The sequence below is a fragment of the Kitasatospora purpeofusca genome, from assembly GCF_000718025.1.
Lineage (GTDB): Bacteria > Actinomycetota > Actinomycetes > Streptomycetales > Streptomycetaceae > Kitasatospora > Kitasatospora purpeofusca.
The window spans coordinates 45,294-60,232 of sequence record NZ_JODS01000041.1 but is presented as its reverse complement, the minus strand read 5'-3'; the positions used below and the strand labels follow the sequence as shown (position 1 = coordinate 60,232).

Annotated in this window: 13 protein-coding genes; 7 read left to right on the top strand and 6 right to left on the bottom strand. The window is 73.6% G+C overall.

Features of this window, described 5'->3' with window-relative positions:
- Positions 1–21: 21 nt before the first annotated feature.
- Both IF01_RS0136705 and IF01_RS0136700 read right to left on the bottom strand, forming a co-directional pair.
- Positions 22–945, bottom strand: a complete 924-nt coding sequence (locus IF01_RS0136705) for a hypothetical protein (RefSeq protein WP_244215741.1) — start codon at positions 943–945, stop codon at positions 22–24.
- Between the two features lie 210 nt (positions 946–1,155).
- On the bottom strand, positions 1,156–4,014 hold the full coding sequence (locus IF01_RS0136700) for an SdrD B-like domain-containing protein (RefSeq protein ID WP_030397970.1): 2,859 nt from the start codon (positions 4,012–4,014) through the stop codon (positions 1,156–1,158).
- Between the two features lie 279 nt (positions 4,015–4,293).
- On the opposite strand from IF01_RS0136700, the gene IF01_RS0136695 reads away from it, so the two are divergent.
- Positions 4,294–5,589 carry a hydroxymethylglutaryl-CoA lyase-like TIM-barrel protein gene (locus IF01_RS0136695; protein ID WP_078880636.1) on the top strand — a complete coding sequence of 432 codons (1,296 nt, stop codon included), beginning with the start codon at positions 4,294–4,296 and terminating at the stop codon, positions 5,587–5,589.
- Positions 5,586–6,272 (top strand): Sua5/YciO/YrdC/YwlC family protein, encoded by a 687-nt coding sequence (locus IF01_RS0136690; protein WP_030397968.1) that lies wholly within the window; start codon positions 5,586–5,588, stop codon positions 6,270–6,272. The genes IF01_RS0136695 and IF01_RS0136690 overlap by 4 nt, the downstream gene beginning before the upstream one ends.
- 210 nt (positions 6,273–6,482) lie before the next feature.
- Here the strand turns inward: IF01_RS0136690 and IF01_RS0136685 are convergent, their stop codons facing one another.
- Positions 6,483–7,445, bottom strand: coding sequence for an alpha/beta hydrolase (locus IF01_RS0136685; RefSeq protein WP_030397967.1), 963 nt, complete (start codon positions 7,443–7,445; stop codon positions 6,483–6,485).
- 44 nt (positions 7,446–7,489) lie between these two features.
- Positions 7,490–7,810, bottom strand: coding sequence for a putative quinol monooxygenase (locus IF01_RS0136680; RefSeq protein ID WP_030397966.1), 321 nt, complete (start codon positions 7,808–7,810; stop codon positions 7,490–7,492).
- A 142-nt stretch (positions 7,811–7,952) separates the two neighbouring features.
- Between IF01_RS0136680 and IF01_RS0136675 the strand changes: the two genes are divergently transcribed.
- Both IF01_RS0136675 and IF01_RS0136670 read left to right on the top strand, forming a co-directional pair.
- A complete protein-coding gene (locus IF01_RS0136675) occupies positions 7,953–8,855 on the top strand; it encodes an AraC family transcriptional regulator (RefSeq protein WP_030397965.1) in 903 nt (300 codons plus the stop codon).
- A gap of 139 nt (positions 8,856–8,994) precedes the next feature.
- Positions 8,995–9,744, top strand: coding sequence for an SDR family NAD(P)-dependent oxidoreductase (locus tag IF01_RS0136670; protein ID WP_030397964.1), 750 nt, complete (start codon positions 8,995–8,997; stop codon positions 9,742–9,744).
- Positions 9,745–9,772: 28 nt separating this feature from the next.
- On the opposite strand, the gene IF01_RS0136665 is transcribed toward IF01_RS0136670, so the two are convergent.
- On the bottom strand, positions 9,773–10,477 hold the full coding sequence (locus tag IF01_RS0136665; protein WP_030397963.1) for a DUF1345 domain-containing protein: 705 nt from the start codon (positions 10,475–10,477) through the stop codon (positions 9,773–9,775).
- A gap of 247 nt (positions 10,478–10,724) precedes the next feature.
- Between IF01_RS0136665 and IF01_RS47900 the strand changes: the two genes are divergently transcribed.
- A complete protein-coding gene (locus IF01_RS47900; RefSeq protein WP_375341022.1) occupies positions 10,725–10,889 on the top strand; it encodes a LuxR C-terminal-related transcriptional regulator in 165 nt (54 codons plus the stop codon).
- Positions 10,890–10,941: 52 nt separating this feature from the next.
- Here the strand turns inward: IF01_RS47900 and IF01_RS0136655 are convergent, their stop codons facing one another.
- A complete protein-coding gene (locus tag IF01_RS0136655) occupies positions 10,942–11,367 on the bottom strand; it encodes a winged helix-turn-helix transcriptional regulator (protein WP_030397962.1) in 426 nt (141 codons plus the stop codon).
- Between the two features lie 174 nt (positions 11,368–11,541).
- Between IF01_RS0136655 and IF01_RS0136650 the strand changes: the two genes are divergently transcribed.
- Entirely contained in the window at positions 11,542–12,978 is a 1,437-nt protein-coding gene (locus IF01_RS0136650) for an MFS transporter (protein ID WP_244215740.1), read from the top strand.
- Between the two features lie 314 nt (positions 12,979–13,292).
- Positions 13,293–14,939 (top strand): ABC transporter substrate-binding protein, encoded by a 1,647-nt coding sequence (locus IF01_RS0136645; protein WP_030397960.1) that lies wholly within the window; start codon positions 13,293–13,295, stop codon positions 14,937–14,939.

The following is a 14,939-nucleotide window of genomic DNA, read 5'->3' as shown; positions in this document are numbered from 1 at the left end:
GAGCCCGAAGGGGTGGCGCGGTCAGCCGGTGAGCCAGGGGGCTTCGGGCAGGACGGCGCCGCCGTCCTGCCCGGAGAACTCCACCGCGGTCGGCGTGCCCAGGCCGGGCATCCGCATGGTGACCCGCCGCAGGCCGCCGTCGCCGTCGACCCAGTAGGTGAGCGGCGAGCGCTCGCCGTCGGGGGCGGCGCCCTGGGCGCGCGGGCCGGCGAACCGGTCGTACTCCCGGCCGTCGATCCGCTCCCCGCCGAGCCTGCGGGCCCCGGACTGGGCGAGCAGCAGCGGGTTGTCGGGACGGTCGGCGCCGAGCTGGACGACCAGTTGAAGGCCGGCGTCCAGCGGGTCGGCGGTGTAGGAGCGGGGGGACCAGCCCTGCCGGGGTACCCGTTCGGCCTGCTTCCAGGCCGGGCCGTCGACCCCGGCGGGTTCGGGGGCGAGCCCGAGGCCGCCGGCGTCCCACACCACCAGGCCGTGGTCGAGCGGGCCGCTCGCGCCGGTGACCTGGTAGCGGCCGACGCCCCGGCGGACGCGGTAGTCCACGACGCCCTCGACCCGGACGGTGACGTCGCCGCCCTCGGCGGCGGTCAGGGCGAGCGTGACCGGGCTGGCCTGGAACAGGTTGAGCCGCGACAGGGCCAGCCGGGAGGCCTCGTCGACGGTGACCGGGCGTTCCCCGGTGCCGGCGGTGACGGTCCGGTAGGCGACCGTTCCGCCGACGGCGGCGGCGCCCGCCACCAGGGCGGCGAGGATCCTGAGGCGGACGGTGCGGCGGCGGCGCGGGTCCGGTCCTGGGGCGTGGTCCTTTCCGGACGCCTTCGCCTTCCTCGCCGCCCCGTCCTTCCCTGCCGCCTTGTCCTTCCCTGCCGCCTTCGCCTTCCCGGGCTCCCCCGTCGTCGACGTCTGCTTCGCGGCCTCCGGGTTCCGGGCCGGGGTCGTCCGGGCCATACGGGTTCCTTCTCTCGTCCGTCGGTCGGCCGGGTCGGCCGCTCGGCCGCTCCACCGGTGCGGGTGCGGGTGCGTGCGTGAGCGGGCGGGTCCGAGGACCCGGAGGTCCTGGACCCGCCCGCTCGGCGACGTCCCGTCAGGGCCGCCACCAGGGCTGTGCCGTTACTGCTGACACCGTTACTGCTGGCAGCACTACTACTGGCAGCGCAACTACTGGTGCCGCGCCCGGCGTCGGCGGGACAGCAGCAGGAGCGCCGCGCCGAGCAGCGTCAGCGTTCCCGCGCCGGCCAGCATCACCGGGATGCCCTCGCTCGCACCGGTGCTGGGCAGGTGCGATCCGGGGACGGGGGCCGGCGCCGGCGGGGCGGGCGGCGGCACGGCCGGGCCCGGCTGCGCCGGCGGCCAGGTCTGGGGCGGCGTCACCACGGTGGGCGCCGGGGTCGGCGTGTCCGTCGGGGTGGGCGTCGCCGTCGGGCTCGGCGTGGGTGTCGGGGTCGGGGTCGGGGTGGGCGTCGGGGTGGGCGTGGGCGTCGGGATCAGCTTGTTGACGGCCGTCACCGAGACCCCGGTGGTGAGGTTGTCGGCGGTCAGCCTCAGCGGGCCGAACACCGTCACCTCCGGCGCGGAGTAGCCGTCCGGCGGGCTGGTCTCCTGCCAGTAGTACGTCCCGACCGTGCCGGCGCCCTGGCAGATGCCGTCGGCCCCGGTCGTGCACGGGTCGCCCACCGCGGTGTCGGGCTTGTCGCCTGTGCTCTGCAGCCCGTCGGTGCCGTTGGTGTCCTTCCACAGCCGGAACTTCGCGCCCGCCAGCGGCTTGCCGTCCTGGTCGTGCTTGACCAGGCGCAGCGCGCCTTCCTGCTGCCGGAACCCGAAGTCGTAGGTGTGGTCGTTCTCACCCGGTCCGCCGGTGGTCAGGGCACGTTCGACGTACTGCCCGCCCGCCGGGACGACGCCCTTGGAGTCGACGAAGTGGTTGTCGCCGACGTCCGCCGTGGTGGGCACCCACTGGTACAGGGGGCCGTCCTTGGCGTAGTCGGCCGGGTTGTCGAGCTTGACGGTGTACTTGGTGCGCGGCTTGAGGCCGCCGGTGACGTTGGAGTCGTCGAAGTAGTACTCGCCGCGCGCGGTGGTCTTCGTGGTACCGACGAGCTTCCCCGACTCGTCGTACAGGTTGACCGTGGCCCCCGGCACCGGGCGCTGGCCCGGCAGTTGGAGGCCGGAGCGCTCGGGGTCGTACCAGACCCGGTTGCCGATCTGGAGCGGGGCCTGGTCGCAGAGCACTTCGAGGTCGCCCATCGAGGCGCCCTTGCCGAACGGCGCCACCACTCCCGCCGGGTTGAGCCGCAGGCCGAACTTCGGGTCCTGCTGGCCGTTCCGCTGGAGGAAGGAGGTGCCGTAGCCGAGGGCGGTGTGGTTGGGGTCGAAGGCGGAGGTCGCGATGGTGTTCTCGACCTTGGAGAAGGCCATGCCGGCGAAGGCCGTGTTGCGGTGGCCGCCCCAGCTGGTGTCGAAGAAGCGGGTGCCCCGGGGGGACAGTCCGCAGCCGTTGTTGGTGTCCATCACGTAGCTGCCGTCGACCGGGCAGGCCTTGTTGAGGTCACCGCCCGACATGACGACGGCGACGGAGCCGGGCGTCGGGCCGGCCGGGGCGCGGTCGCCGAAGCGGTCGCGGAAGGACAGCAGCATCGAGCCGTCGGTCTCGAAGGCGATCTCGCCCAACTCCGGTTCGGGGTTGGCGATGGTGCTGGCACCGCAGGGGTTGCCGTTCTGCGAGGTCGGATAGGTGTTGGTCCACGGGTACCAGCCCGCCCCGTCGCAGGGGCCGCTGCCGACGGTGCTCTGGCGCGGGTAGTCCAGCGGCTGCTTCAGCACCGCCGCCGCGAAGGCGCCGGTGCCGAGGTCGAAGGGCAGCACGATCGCGCGCAGGTCGGCGACCCTGCCGGTCGACTCGCCCGAGCAGACGCCGCCGAGGTAGCCGGTGCCGTCCTGCAGGCCGAGGCCGAACGGCCGCCAGTCCACGGCCGCCGGACAGCCGGGGTCGGGGATCGGGTAACTGGCCTTCGGTGCGTCCGCCGTGGGCCCGGTGGCGTCGTAGCGGTAGAGCTTGCGGTCGTTGAGGTTGACGACGAAGAGGTCCTTGCCGTCGTCGGTGATCTTGATGCCGCCGAGGCTCTCCTTGCCCGGTACCGCCAGGAACCCGTCGTCGGTGCCGCCGCCGTGGGCGGTCGCGCCGGCGTTCGGGACGGTGGTGAAGAGCTTCGTGGTCTTCGTGGCCAGGTCGGTCACGTAGATCGCGCCCGCGCCGCCGGGGCCGTAGTCGGTGGTGCGCTTGGCCACCGCGGAGGAGAACAACCGGCGGTCCGCCCGGTTCCAGGCGATGCCGAACAGGGTGCCGGTGTCGGCGTTGGTGGCGAGGTCGGTGGCGTTGACGTCCACGCCCTCCTGGCCGCGCGCGCTGTACGGGAAGGACAGCAGCGTGCGCTGCGCCCCGCCCTCGCGCGTGGTCGGCTGGCAGGCCGAGACCAGCGGGGCGTTCTTCTGGCAGTAGTCGCCGGGGCTCCACAGTCCGGTGGTGTAGGAGACGTTCTTGCCGCCGGAGAGGTCGACGAACTCCTCGTTGCTGCTCAGCTGGTTGGGCGCGCCGGTCAGGCCCTGCTTGGAGGCAAAGGCCGGGTAGAGCTTGCCGGGCTTCGGATTCACCACCTGGACGCGGTACTTGCCGCCGGTCGGCTTGGCCGCGGCCGGCGCCAGTGTCACCGTGCCGTCCGCCGCCGTGGTGCCCTCGATGCTCGCGCCGGCGTCGTCGGTGAGGGTCACCCTGACTCCGGCCAGCCCGGGTTCCAGCGCGGGCGTCCACACCCCGCTGGTGTCGACGGCCCGCACCACGCGGACGGTCACGGTGCCGTCGCCCGCCTGCGGGAAGGCCTCCGGCGCGGCCACCAGCGAGACCGCGCCGATGCCGACGGCCAGCGCCGCCGCCGCGCCGAGGGTCCGGCGGCCGGGCGCCCCCGGCCGTCGTCGTTCCGGGCCGCGCGGGGCACCCGGTTCCTGTGCACGTGTCGTTGTCATCCCTGCTCTCATGGTGGAGTTGGGCCTGCCGCCCCGACCTCGGATAGGAGTCGCGTATGGCGGAAAGCCGCCGTTGGTAAGGGGAGCTTAAAGGGGGCTTATGGAAGTTCGCAGGAGAACCAGGAACTTTGACATCCCATCAGATGTTCCGCCCCTCTTCGACCTGATGGATCGTCAACTATGGCTGCCGGGAGCGCACGCAGGCGCACGGGAAGCAGCCGCCCGCGCCCCCGAAGCGCGCCCGGCGTAGGGTGCGGTCCGGACGAGAGGGGATCACCGATGCGGGACATCGTGCGGGAGTCGGCGGCGGCAGGCCGCCTGGTGGTGTGGGAGGAGTCGGCGCGCGACGGCGCTCAGGCCAAGACCTTGATGCCGGGCGGCTTCCGGGTGCGGCTCGCCCGGGAGCACGGCGCGGTGTTCGGCGCGGACGGGCCGCGCCACGTGGTGTTCGCCGCCGGATTCCCCGCCGTGTGCGCCGAGGAGTTCGAGGCGGTGCGGCAGGTCGCCGTCGAGACCGAGGGGCAGGTTTCGGCCGCGGCCGTCTGCCGGGGCACCGAGGCCGACGTCCGGCAGGCGGTCGCCTCGGTGCGCGGCGTCGCGCACGCCCGGGTACTGGCGGTCGTCCCGGCCTCCGAGGCGATGGCCCGGGTGATGACGCACCGGGGCGCCCGCGAGGCGCTGGCGCGCGGCACGGACCTGGTGAAGACGGCGCGCGACCTGGACGAGGACGTCGCGATCGACCTGTGCCTGGCCGACGCCTCCCGTGCCGACCACGGTCTGATGGCCGAAGCGGCGGGCGGGTTCACCGCCGCCGGGGCCGGAACCGTGCTCCTCGCCGACACCGTCGGGCGCCAACTCCCCGGCGAGGCGGCCGAGATGTTCGCGCGGGTGGCGGCTGCGGCCGGTCCCGGGGTGGTACTGGGCTCGCACCTGCACAACGACCTGGGCCTCGGGCTCGCCAACACCGTCCAGGCCGTGCGCAACGGCGCCCGGGTGGTGGCCAGTTCGTGGCTCGGCCTGGCCGAGCGCTCCGGACTGGTAGCCACCGAGCAGCTGCTGTTCCTGCTCGCCCACGACCCGGAGCGCGCGGCGGCCCTGCTCGGCGCCGACGCGCGCGCCGCCGAACTGTGGTGGCGGGCACCGGACCTCACCCGGCTGCCGCGCATCGCCGCCCTGGTCTCGGAGCAGACCGGAGTACCGCTGACGGTGACCACCCCGGTGGTCGGCACCGGGGTCGCCACCATCTCCACCGGCACGCCCTTCGTCGACCCCCAGCTGTTCCAGCCCTACGACCCCACGGTCCTGCTCGGGGTCGAACCCCGGATCGTGCTCACCCAGTTGGCCAGCGCCCGGGTCGTCACGGCGGTCGCCGAGCGGCTCGGCCACCGGCTGGACGCCGCCGGGGCCCGCGCGGCCGCGGCCTGGGTGAAGCGCCGGGCGTTCCGCACCGGCGAGGCCGTCGTCGACGAGGAACTGTTCGCCGCCTATCTGGACGGCGCAGGGGTTGCCCGCACCACCACCAGCACCAGCACCAGCACCAGCACCAGCACCAGCGCTGCCGAGGACACCCCGTGACGCCGACGCCCCCCGCCCGCGAACTGTCCGACCTCGCGGCCGTCAGCGCCGCCCTGACCCGGGGGCGGGCCGTGGTGCTGCCCAACCCCGCCCCGCTGACCTGCGTCGTCGCCGCCACCCGGCCCGAGGCCGTCAACACCGCCAAGCAGCGCCCGGCGGAGCAGGCCGTCGCGCTCTGGGCCCACCACCCGCGGACCCTCGACGCGCTGACGGAACGGCTCGACCTCGGCCCGGACGCGCTGCGGCTGGCCCGGCGGCTGCTCGCCGAGGAGCACCTCACCGTGCTCGCGCCCGTGCGCCGCCCCGAGCAGGCGCCGCCCTGGCTGGCACCGGCCACCAAGGACGGCTGGACGCTGCTGTTCGGCGCCCGCTGGCAGCCACTGACCGGCCTGCTGGACGCCTTCCCCGTGCTCTACGTCAGCAGCGCCAACCGGACCGGCCACGACCCGGCGCCCGGGCCCGACGAGGCCCTCGCGATGTTCCCGCCAGAGGTCCCCGTCCTCCGCTCCCCCGTTGCCGACGGCGACCACGACGGGCCCGGAAGCGTACGCAGGGCGGCCACCACCACCGTCCGCCTGTACCCGGACGGCCGGCTCGCCCTCCACCGGCACGGCGCCCAGGACCGCGCCTTCGCCGATCCCGAGCAGTACCTGGCCCGATTCGGGAACGGCCGGGGACGGTAACGGCCGGGGACGGTAACGGCCGGGGACGGTAACGGCCGAGGACGGTGACAGCCGGAGCCGCTGACGGCCGGGGACGAACTCCGGCCGGCCCTCGGCCGCCGCCCCTGGAACGGATTCGCGCTCGACGGACCGTAGTTCGTGGCCGTCGAGCGCGAAGTCCCTTCCCGCCGAACGCCGTGACCGGCGGATTCCAGGGGTCGGGGCCGGGCATCAGATCCGGGACAGCAGCCGGGCGAGCCAGGCGGTGCGGGTGCGGCGGGCCGTGACCGAGAGCTCCGCCCGGGGGTGGAGGGCGTCGAACCCGTGGCAGCCCCCGGCCCACACATGGAGCTCGGCGTCCCCACCGGCCGCCCAGAGGCGGGTGGCGTAGTCGGTGCACTCGTCGCGGAAGACCTCGGCCGAGCCGCTGTCGAGACAGGCGGCGGGCAGACCGCCGAGATCCTCGGCGCGGGCGGGCGACACGTACGGGGACACCTCGTCGGCGGGCGTCGCGCCGAGAACGGAGCGCCAGGCGAAGGCGTTCATCTCCCCGGTCCAGACGCCCGGAACGCCGGAGTACTGACGGCTGGAGACGGTGGTGCCGCGGTGGTCCAGCATGGGGCAGACCAGGATCTGACCGGCCACCGCCGGGGTGCCGCGGTCACGGGCCCGCAGGGCGACGCCGGCGGCGAGGCCCCCGCCCGCACTGGCACCCGCGACCACGATCCGGTCGGGGTCGATCCCCAACTCGGCGGCGTTCTCGGCGATCCAGCACAGTCCCCGGTAGCAGTCCCCGGCGACGACCGGACCCTCGTGCTCCGGAGCGAGCCGGTAGTCGACGGTCGCGACGACGACGCCGAACTCGTCCAGCCACTCCAAGGGGATGTCGAGCTGGGAGAAACGGTCGCCCATGACCATCCCACCGCCGTGCATCCAGTAGACGCACGGCGCGGCCGCACCCGTGCCGTCGTGGTCGGCCGGCGCGAGGACCGTCAGCGGGATCCCGGTGCCGTCGGCGGCGGGGACGGTGAACTCCCGCCGCTCGACGCTCCGGTGGGCGAGCAGCGGTTCGACCGGGGCCACGGCCAGGCGGCGCAGCCCGGCCAGCGTGTCGGAGCCGGGCCCGGACGGCAGGGGCATCCGGGCGAGGAAATCGCGCAGTTCGGGGTCGAGCGCGGGTCGGGCGGTGCTCATGGTCGGTACGGCCTTTCGAGGAGAGGATCCGGGGACGGGAGCGGTCAGTGTGCGGCGGCCCTGCCACCGACCGGCACGAGGTCGGAGAACTCCGCTTCCCCGGCCAGGAGTTCACCGACGCGGGCGAGAAGGGCCCGGGCCGGCTCGCCGGCGAACACCCGGTGGTGGTCCGCCTCGCTCGTCCAGCCCTCGACGACGTGGACGCGGTCCGGGTCGGCGGCCGAGCGCGAGACCAGGTAGACGAGGCAGTGCTCGTCGGCCCCGGGGTTGCCCCGGTCGAGTCCGGTCAGCAGCAGTTCGGCGAGGCGTTCGCCGAGGCCCGGCCGGGCGGTCATGGTGGCGTGGAACCCGTAACTGACGGCCATCGGAGCGGTCCTTCCGGTGAGGGGGTGCAGTGGTTCCAGTCAACCGGGATGCCCCGCGCGAACGTTAGGGCGATGCTCGCCCGCCCTTGCCCGATCCTCGCGCCGACGGGAAGAAGGGCCCGGGCGGTGCTGGAATGGGCACATGTCCCTCGACGAACTGCGCACCCTGGTCGCCCGGCACGCCCGCCCGGACTCGACCACCGCCCTCGACGGCGTGCTGGTCTCCCGGGTCGACCGGCCGGGTCTCCCGGCGCCCGCCATGTCCGGAACCGTGTTCGCGGTCATCGCCCAGGGCGCCAAACGCCTGGCGCTCGGCGACCGGGTCTACACCTACGGCGCCGGGCAGTACCTGGTCGCCTCCGTCGACCTGCCGGTCACCGGGCAGTTCACCGGGATCGGACCCGACCGGCCGGCGCTGGGCGTCGGACTGCTGCTGGAGCCGTCGGTGATCGCCGAACTGCTGCTCCGGGCCGGGCCCGGGGACGTCCCCCGCGACACGGGCGCACCGTCGGGGATCGCCGTCGGCGACGCCTCCGAGGCCCTGCTCGACGCGGTGGTCCGGCTGCTGCGCCTGCTGGACGAACCGCGCGACCGGGCCGTGCTCGCCCCACTGGTGAAGCGGGAGATCCTGTGGCGGCTGATCACCGGGGAACAGGGCGCGACGGTGCGTCAACTCGGTCTCGCAGACTCGGGGCTGAGCCATGTCTCGCGCGCCGTGCGCTGGATCCGCGAGCACTACGCCGAACCGTTCCGGGTCGAGGACGTGGCCAGGCTGTCCGGTCTGAGCGCCTCCGCCTTCTACCGCAACTTCCAGGCGGTGACGGCGATGAGCCCGATCCAGTTCCAGAAGCAGATCCGGCTCCAGGAGGCGCGGCTGCTGCTCGCCACCCACCCCGGGGACGTGACCGGGGTGGGGCGACGGGTGGGGTACGACAGCGCCTCGCAGTTCAGCCGCGAGTACCGGCGGCAGTTCGGCGAGGCGCCGAGCCGGGACGCCGCCCGACTGCGGGAGGACGGGGGTGCCCCGGCGGCCGTCCTCCCGTGAGCGGCGGCGGGAGGATCGGGCAAGGGGACGGGAGGATCGTTCTTCCATCGCCGCAGGTCAGGGCGGTTCACTGGAACCAGTCGCTCTTCCGTGGCGCGGAGTTCCGCGGACACGGGCCCTTCCGAGCAGAGGATTCCCGATGGACACCATCCTGATCACCGGCGCGTCGTCCGGGTACGGCCGGCGGACAGCCCTGTACTTCCACGCCCGGGGTTGGCAGGTCGTCGCGGCCGTGCGCACACCGCGCCCGGACGCGCTCCCGGTCTCCGAGAGCCTGCGCGTCGTCGAGCTCGACGTGACCCGGCCCGAGAGCATCGCCGCCGCCCTCGAGGCCGCGGGGCCCGTCGACGTCCTGGTCAACAACGCGGGCATCCCGGCGATCGGGGTGTTCGAGGGGACGCCGATGGCCCGGGTGCGGGAGGTGTTCGAGACCAACACCTTCGGTGCCATGGCCACCACCCAGGCGGTGCTGCCCGGGTTCCGGGAGCGCGGGAGCGGCGTGGTGGTCAACGTGACCTCCAGCGTGGTGCTCGGCCATATGCCGCTCTCCGCGCTGTACAAGGCCAGCAAGGCCGCCGTCGAGGGGTTCACCGCGTCGCTCGCGCTCGAACTCGCGCCGTTCGGGGTCAGGGCCGCGACGGTCCAGCCGGGGGCCTGCCTCACGACGAACTTCGCACGGCGGGCCACCGCCGACGGCGCGGCCGGCGCCGCGGTCCCGGCACCCTACGCCGAGTGGGCCGACCGGGTGATGGCCGGCTTCACCTCGCAAGAACTGTTCACCACCGAGGAGGACGTGGCCGAGGCGGTGTGGCGGGCGGTGCACGACACCACCGGGCAGCTCCGCTTCCCGGCCGGGGCCGACGCGCACCGGCTCGCCGAGGCCAGGTGACCGGCCTCCGGCCGCCGGGGTGCGGCTCTCAGCCCCGGTCGAGCGCCGAGACCAGGCTCGCCACCGTCACCGTGTTGAAGACGAAGGCGATGACGGCGTTGGCCGCCACCGTGCGCCGCATCTCCCGGGAGGTCACATTGACGTCGGTGGTGCCGAAGGTCGTCATGACGGACACGGCGAAGTACATGTAGTCGGCCCAGACGGCGGACTCCGCCCCGTCCCCGGTGCCGGTCCCGCTGCCCGGGAACTCCAGCGCGCGTTCGTCCTCCACCAGGTTGTCGGCGTGGAAGGCGACCGCGAAGGAGACGAGCACGCACACCCAGGCCTCGACGACCAGCGCGAGCGCGATCGCCACCCGGACACCGACCAGGAGCGCCGACCCCAGATGGCCGGGGCGCCAGACCAGGGACACCACCAGCGCGGCCGCCGCCACGAAGACCGACACCCCCGGCCCCGGGGCGCTGCCGAGCAGGTAGCGCTGCACGACGGTGCCGCGCTCGGAACGCCGCGCCCAGTCCCGGATCCGCTCCGGCGAGGCACCGGCGAAGGCCAGCAGGGTGGCGGTCAGATAGGCCGACAGATAGGCGAACAGCACCAGGACGGCGACATCCGCCCCGGACAGCAGGGCCGCCCCCTCGTGGAGCGCCACCAGCAGGACGAGCACGGCCGCCGCGACGGCCGCGACCAGCAGGCTCGCGGCCGAGCGGCGGCGTTCGGAGAGCCAGGAGTGCACCGGCGGGCTCCTCGGGAAGGCGGCTGGCGGGGCGGCCGCCGACGACGCGGCGGGCCGCCAGTGTAAGGGCCCGGGCACCGTCGGCCCCGGTAGGCGGGTCCGGCGTCGCGACCCTCTCGGGTGCCACGGGCGACCAGCGGGGAGTCCGGCACCGACCGCCCCCGGCCTTCTGCCGGCCCTCTTCGAGCACCAGTGGTCGCAGTCCTGCCGCGTCGAGGAGGAACTGCCGGGCGAGGTCGAGCGGCAGGTGCTCCACGCCATGGCACGCGTCGACAAGGACGAGATCGGCGCCCGGGAACTCGACATGTCGCTCCGGACGTACCGGAGTCATGTCTCGACGCTGATGCGGCGGCTGGGAGCGGCGAACCGGTTCCAGGCTGCGCTCGCGGCCCGTGCGCGGAAGTGGATCTGACCCGGCACCACCGACCGGGGGCATTACGGACGGGCTCGCCGTCCGGCCGCCGTCAACCCAGTCCGGCCGCCGCCTGCTCCCGGTCGTAGGAGTCGCGCGAGCGGGCGATGGCGTCGCGGTGGCGCTCCGCCCAGGCGGTGAGGCCCTTGAGGGAGGCGTAGAGCTCGTCGGCCATCTCGGTGCCGCGGTACTCCACCTTGGGCGGCACGGTCGCGTAGACGGTGCGCTCGATCAGTCCGTCGCGTTCGAGGTTCCGCAGCGTCAGGGTGAGCATACGGCGGCTGATTCCGGGTACGGACCGTTCGAGTTCGGTGAAGCGGACCGGACCGTGGCTGAGGTTGAGCAGGATCCCGATCGCCCACTTGCCGCTGATGCGGTTGAGCGCCTCCAGGACGGTGCACGCCTCGCGGGCGGGGGCCGGGTCGTCGAGGTCGGCCTCCTCGAGGTCCTCGATCACATCGTTGTTCCCCAGGAACATGAAAGTGCCTCCTTACGGTGGGACTTGATGGTCACACAGGATGGTCGCTGTAACAAGAAGTGCCCTCAGGGAGCGCGGGCGCCACCGGGCGCCCCTCCCCGGCCATTCCCCCGAAGGACTCCTCCGATGACCACGCAAGCCCCGCCGTCCCTCCAGCCTTCCAGGTCACGCTGGTTGGCACTGGGGGTCCTCTGCACCGGCAACCTGATGATCATCCTCGACGGTTCGATCGTGACCGTCGCCCTGCCGACCATCCAGACCGACCTCGGCTTCACCCAGTCCGGCCTGGCCTGGGTCGTCAACGCCTACCTCATCGCGTTCGCCGGGCTGCTGCTGCTCTCCGGCCGACTGGGCGACCTGCTCGGAGGCCGCCGCGTCTTCAGCGCGGGTCTGGGCCTGTTCACGGTCGCCTCGCTGGCCTGCGGCCTGTCCTCCTCCTCGACGGCACTGGTGGTGTTCCGGTTCGTCCAGGGGGTCGGCGGGGCACTCGCCTCGGCCGTCGTCCTGGGCATGATCATCACCCTGTTCCCCGACGCCGGCGAGCGCGGCAAGGCACTGGCGGCGTACGCCTTCGTCTCCGCGGCCGGCGCCTCGCTGGGCCTGATCCTGGGCGGCGTGCTGACCCAGAGCTTCAGCTGGCCGTGGGTGTTCTACGTCAACGTGCCGATCGGCCTGGTGGCGCTCGTGCTGACGCAGAGCGTGGTGCCCGGCGGGAAGGGAGCGGGGCTGCGCGAGGGCGCCGACCTGGTCGGCTCGGTGCTCGCCACCGGCGGTCTGATGCTGCTGGTCTACACGATCATCAAGGCCGAGGAGTACACCTGGGGCGACGGCCGCACGCTGGGCCTGCTGGCCGGCTCGCTGGCGCTGCTGGCCGGTTTCGTGGTCCGCCAGGCGTACGCGGCCAAGCCTCTGCTGCCGCTGCACATCTTCCGCTCCCGGGCGGTCTCCGGCGCCAACGGCATCATGGTCCTGATGGTCGCCGGCCTGTTCGGCTACCAGTTCTGCACCGCGCTGTACTTCCAGAACGTCCTGGGCTACGACGCCTTGAAGACCGGGCTCGCCTTCCTGCCCGCGCCGGTCACCATCGCGATCGTCTCGCTGGGCTTCGCGGTCAAGCTGAACCAGCGGTTCGGGCCCCGCCGGGTGCTGGTCGTCGGCCTGCTGCTGGTGGCCGCGGCGCTCGCGCTGCTGGCCCGGGTGCCGAGCGACGGCAGCTTCCTCGTCGACATCGTGCCGCCGTTCGTGCTGCTCGGCCTCGGCTTCGGCGCGGCCATGCCGGCGCTGATCGGCCAGGCCATGTCGGTCACCTCGCCCAACGACGCCGGCATCGCCTCCGGCCTGGTCAACACCACCCAGCAGGTCGGCGCCTCGATCGGCACCGCCGTGCTCGCCACGGTCGCCGCCTCCCGCACCGCGACGCTGCTCGGCGAGGGCGACAGCAAGGTCGAGGCGCTCACCGGCGGCTTCCACCTCTCCTACGGGCTCAGCGCCGTGTTCGTGGGGGTCGGCGTCCTGGTGGCCGCGTTCTTCCTGCGCAGCCCCGCGGCCGCTGCCGAGAGCATCCCCGAGCCGGACCTCGAATCTGCGGATTCCCCCGTGCCGCAGATCTGACGGTCCCCGTGCGGCCGTTCCGGAAGGCTCCCCGGAACGGCCGCACCACCCTGACGGCGCGCAGCGCCGCCGGGGCCGCACCGCACCACGTCGGAGCCCGTCGACCGAGCACACCCGCGAGCATCCCGCCGCCAAACCCGCGGGCCCCGGAAGAGGGCCCGCATAGGGGGACGGTCAGGGGGTTCGGATCCGGACGGAGCCAGCAGACTCGTCGCATCGTCCGTGGCCGGGGCCGTCAGCGCCTCCCCCGCGGGGTGGGCGGGCCCTGCGCCGTCCACCGTTCCCCCCTCTCGCGCAGGATCGAGAAAGAATCCATGTACACCAGACGCCGTTTCCTCCGCTTCCCGGTCACCCTGACCGCCGCCGCCGTCATCGGCCCCGCCGTCCTCACGGCCTGCTCCGACTCCTCCGCCCCGCCCTCCGCGAAGAGCGGCGGCGGCACCCTGCGCTACGGCGCCGCCGTCGAACCCGACAGCTGGGACCCGCACGCCGCGTCCACCGCCGTCACCGGGCGGCTGCTGCGCCCGGTGCTGGAGTCGCTGGTCGCGGTCGCGGCGGACGGGACCGTCAAGCCGTGGCTGGCCGATTCGTGGACGGTCTCGCCCGACGGTCTCACCTACACCTTCACCCTGCGCGCCGGCGTGACCTTCAGCGACGGCACCCCGTTCGACGCGGCGGCCGTGAAGGCGAACTTCGACCACGTCACGGCGGCGAAGACGGCGTCCAAGCGGGCGGCCGGCCTGCTCGGCCCCTACAAGGAGACCGAGGTGGTCGACCCGCGCACGGTGGCCGTGCACCTGACCGCCCCGCACTCCTCCTTCCTCGGCTCGGTGGGGAGCACCTTCCTCGGCTTCCACTCCCCCGTCGCACTGCGCGACCACGCGGGCGACCTCTCCTCCGGCGGCGCGTTCGTCGTCGGCACCGGCCCGTTCACCTTCGAGTCGGTGACGCCCGGCCAGCAGGCGGTGTTCAAGCGCCGGTCCGACTACAACTGGGCCCCGCCGACCGCCACCCACCAGGGGCAGGCGAAGCTGGAGAGCATCGTCGTGCTGCTGCTGAAGGAGGACGCCTCCCGGGTCGGCGCCCTGACCTCCGGTCAGGTCGACGCCGCCGAGCTGATACCCGCCAACCGGCTGGCCGGACTGCGCGGCCAGAACGGCGTCCAGGTGGTCCGCAAGGCGGTCCCCGGCGTCCCCTACACCTACTACCTCAACACCGCCCGCGCGCCCTTCGACGACCCGCGCGCCCGGCAGGCCGTCCGGCACGCCATCGACTTCGCCGGGATCGTCAAGGGCATCTTCCAGGGCGAGTACGAGCAGGCCTGGGGGCCGCTGGCGCCCTCCACCCCCGGCGCCGAGCCGTCGTTCGCCAAGCCGGCCTGGGAGTACAGCAAGGAGAAGGCGGAGAAGCTGCTGGACGAGGCCGGCTGGACCGGGCGGGACGGAGAGGGCTACCGCACCAAGGACGGCAAGCGCCTCACCGCCGAGCAGCCGTACGTGCAGACCTTCGTCTCGGCCCAGAACCACACCTTCGACGTGGGCGTGCAGGACGCGCTGAAGCAGGTCGGCATCGAGCTGAAGCTGGTGCCGCTGGACTCCGCCGGCTCCATCGGGCGCACCGGCAAGGGCGACTACGACGTGTTCGCCTTCGCCTGGCAGGGCTCCGACCCGAGCCTGCTGGGCAACCTCTACCACTCCAAGTCCCAGTTCGGGGGCGGCGGGGCGAACGGCAGCCGGGTCAAGGACGCCGAGATCGACGGCTGGCTGGACCAGGCCGAGGCGACCGTGGACGCCGCGCAGCGCGCCGAGCTGTACCGCAAGGTCCAGCGGAAGATCGTCGATCAGGCGTACTCCTTCCCGGCCTACATCGCCACCATGGACGTCGCCCGGCACGGCAAGGTGAACGGGTTGCTCCTGGACGTCGACGCCAACACCGACTTCTACGGCATCGGGGTGGCCTGA

Bases quoted from the DNA above. Each gene is read 5' to 3' on its own strand.
- IF01_RS0136670 (WP_030397964.1), top strand. From the start codon at position 8,995: ATGGACACCATCCTGATCACCGGCGCGTCGTCCGGGTACGGCCGGCGG.
- IF01_RS0136645 (WP_030397960.1), top strand. From the start codon at position 13,293: ATGTACACCAGACGCCGTTTCCTCCGCTTCCCGGTCACCCTGACCGCC.
- IF01_RS0136680 (WP_030397966.1), bottom strand. From the start codon at position 7,810: ATGGCCGTCAGTTACGGGTTCCACGCCACCATGACCGCCCGGCCGGGC.
- IF01_RS0136700 (WP_030397970.1), bottom strand. From the start codon at position 4,014: ATGACAACGACACGTGCACAGGAACCGGGTGCCCCGCGCGGCCCGGAA.
- IF01_RS0136675 (WP_030397965.1), top strand. From the start codon at position 7,953: ATGTCCCTCGACGAACTGCGCACCCTGGTCGCCCGGCACGCCCGCCCG.
- IF01_RS0136705 (WP_244215741.1), bottom strand. From the start codon at position 945: ATGGCCCGGACGACCCCGGCCCGGAACCCGGAGGCCGCGAAGCAGACG.
- IF01_RS0136655 (WP_030397962.1), bottom strand. From the start codon at position 11,367: ATGTTCCTGGGGAACAACGATGTGATCGAGGACCTCGAGGAGGCCGAC.
- IF01_RS0136695 (WP_078880636.1), top strand. From the start codon at position 4,294: ATGCGGGACATCGTGCGGGAGTCGGCGGCGGCAGGCCGCCTGGTGGTG.
- IF01_RS0136685 (WP_030397967.1), bottom strand. From the start codon at position 7,445: ATGAGCACCGCCCGACCCGCGCTCGACCCCGAACTGCGCGATTTCCTC.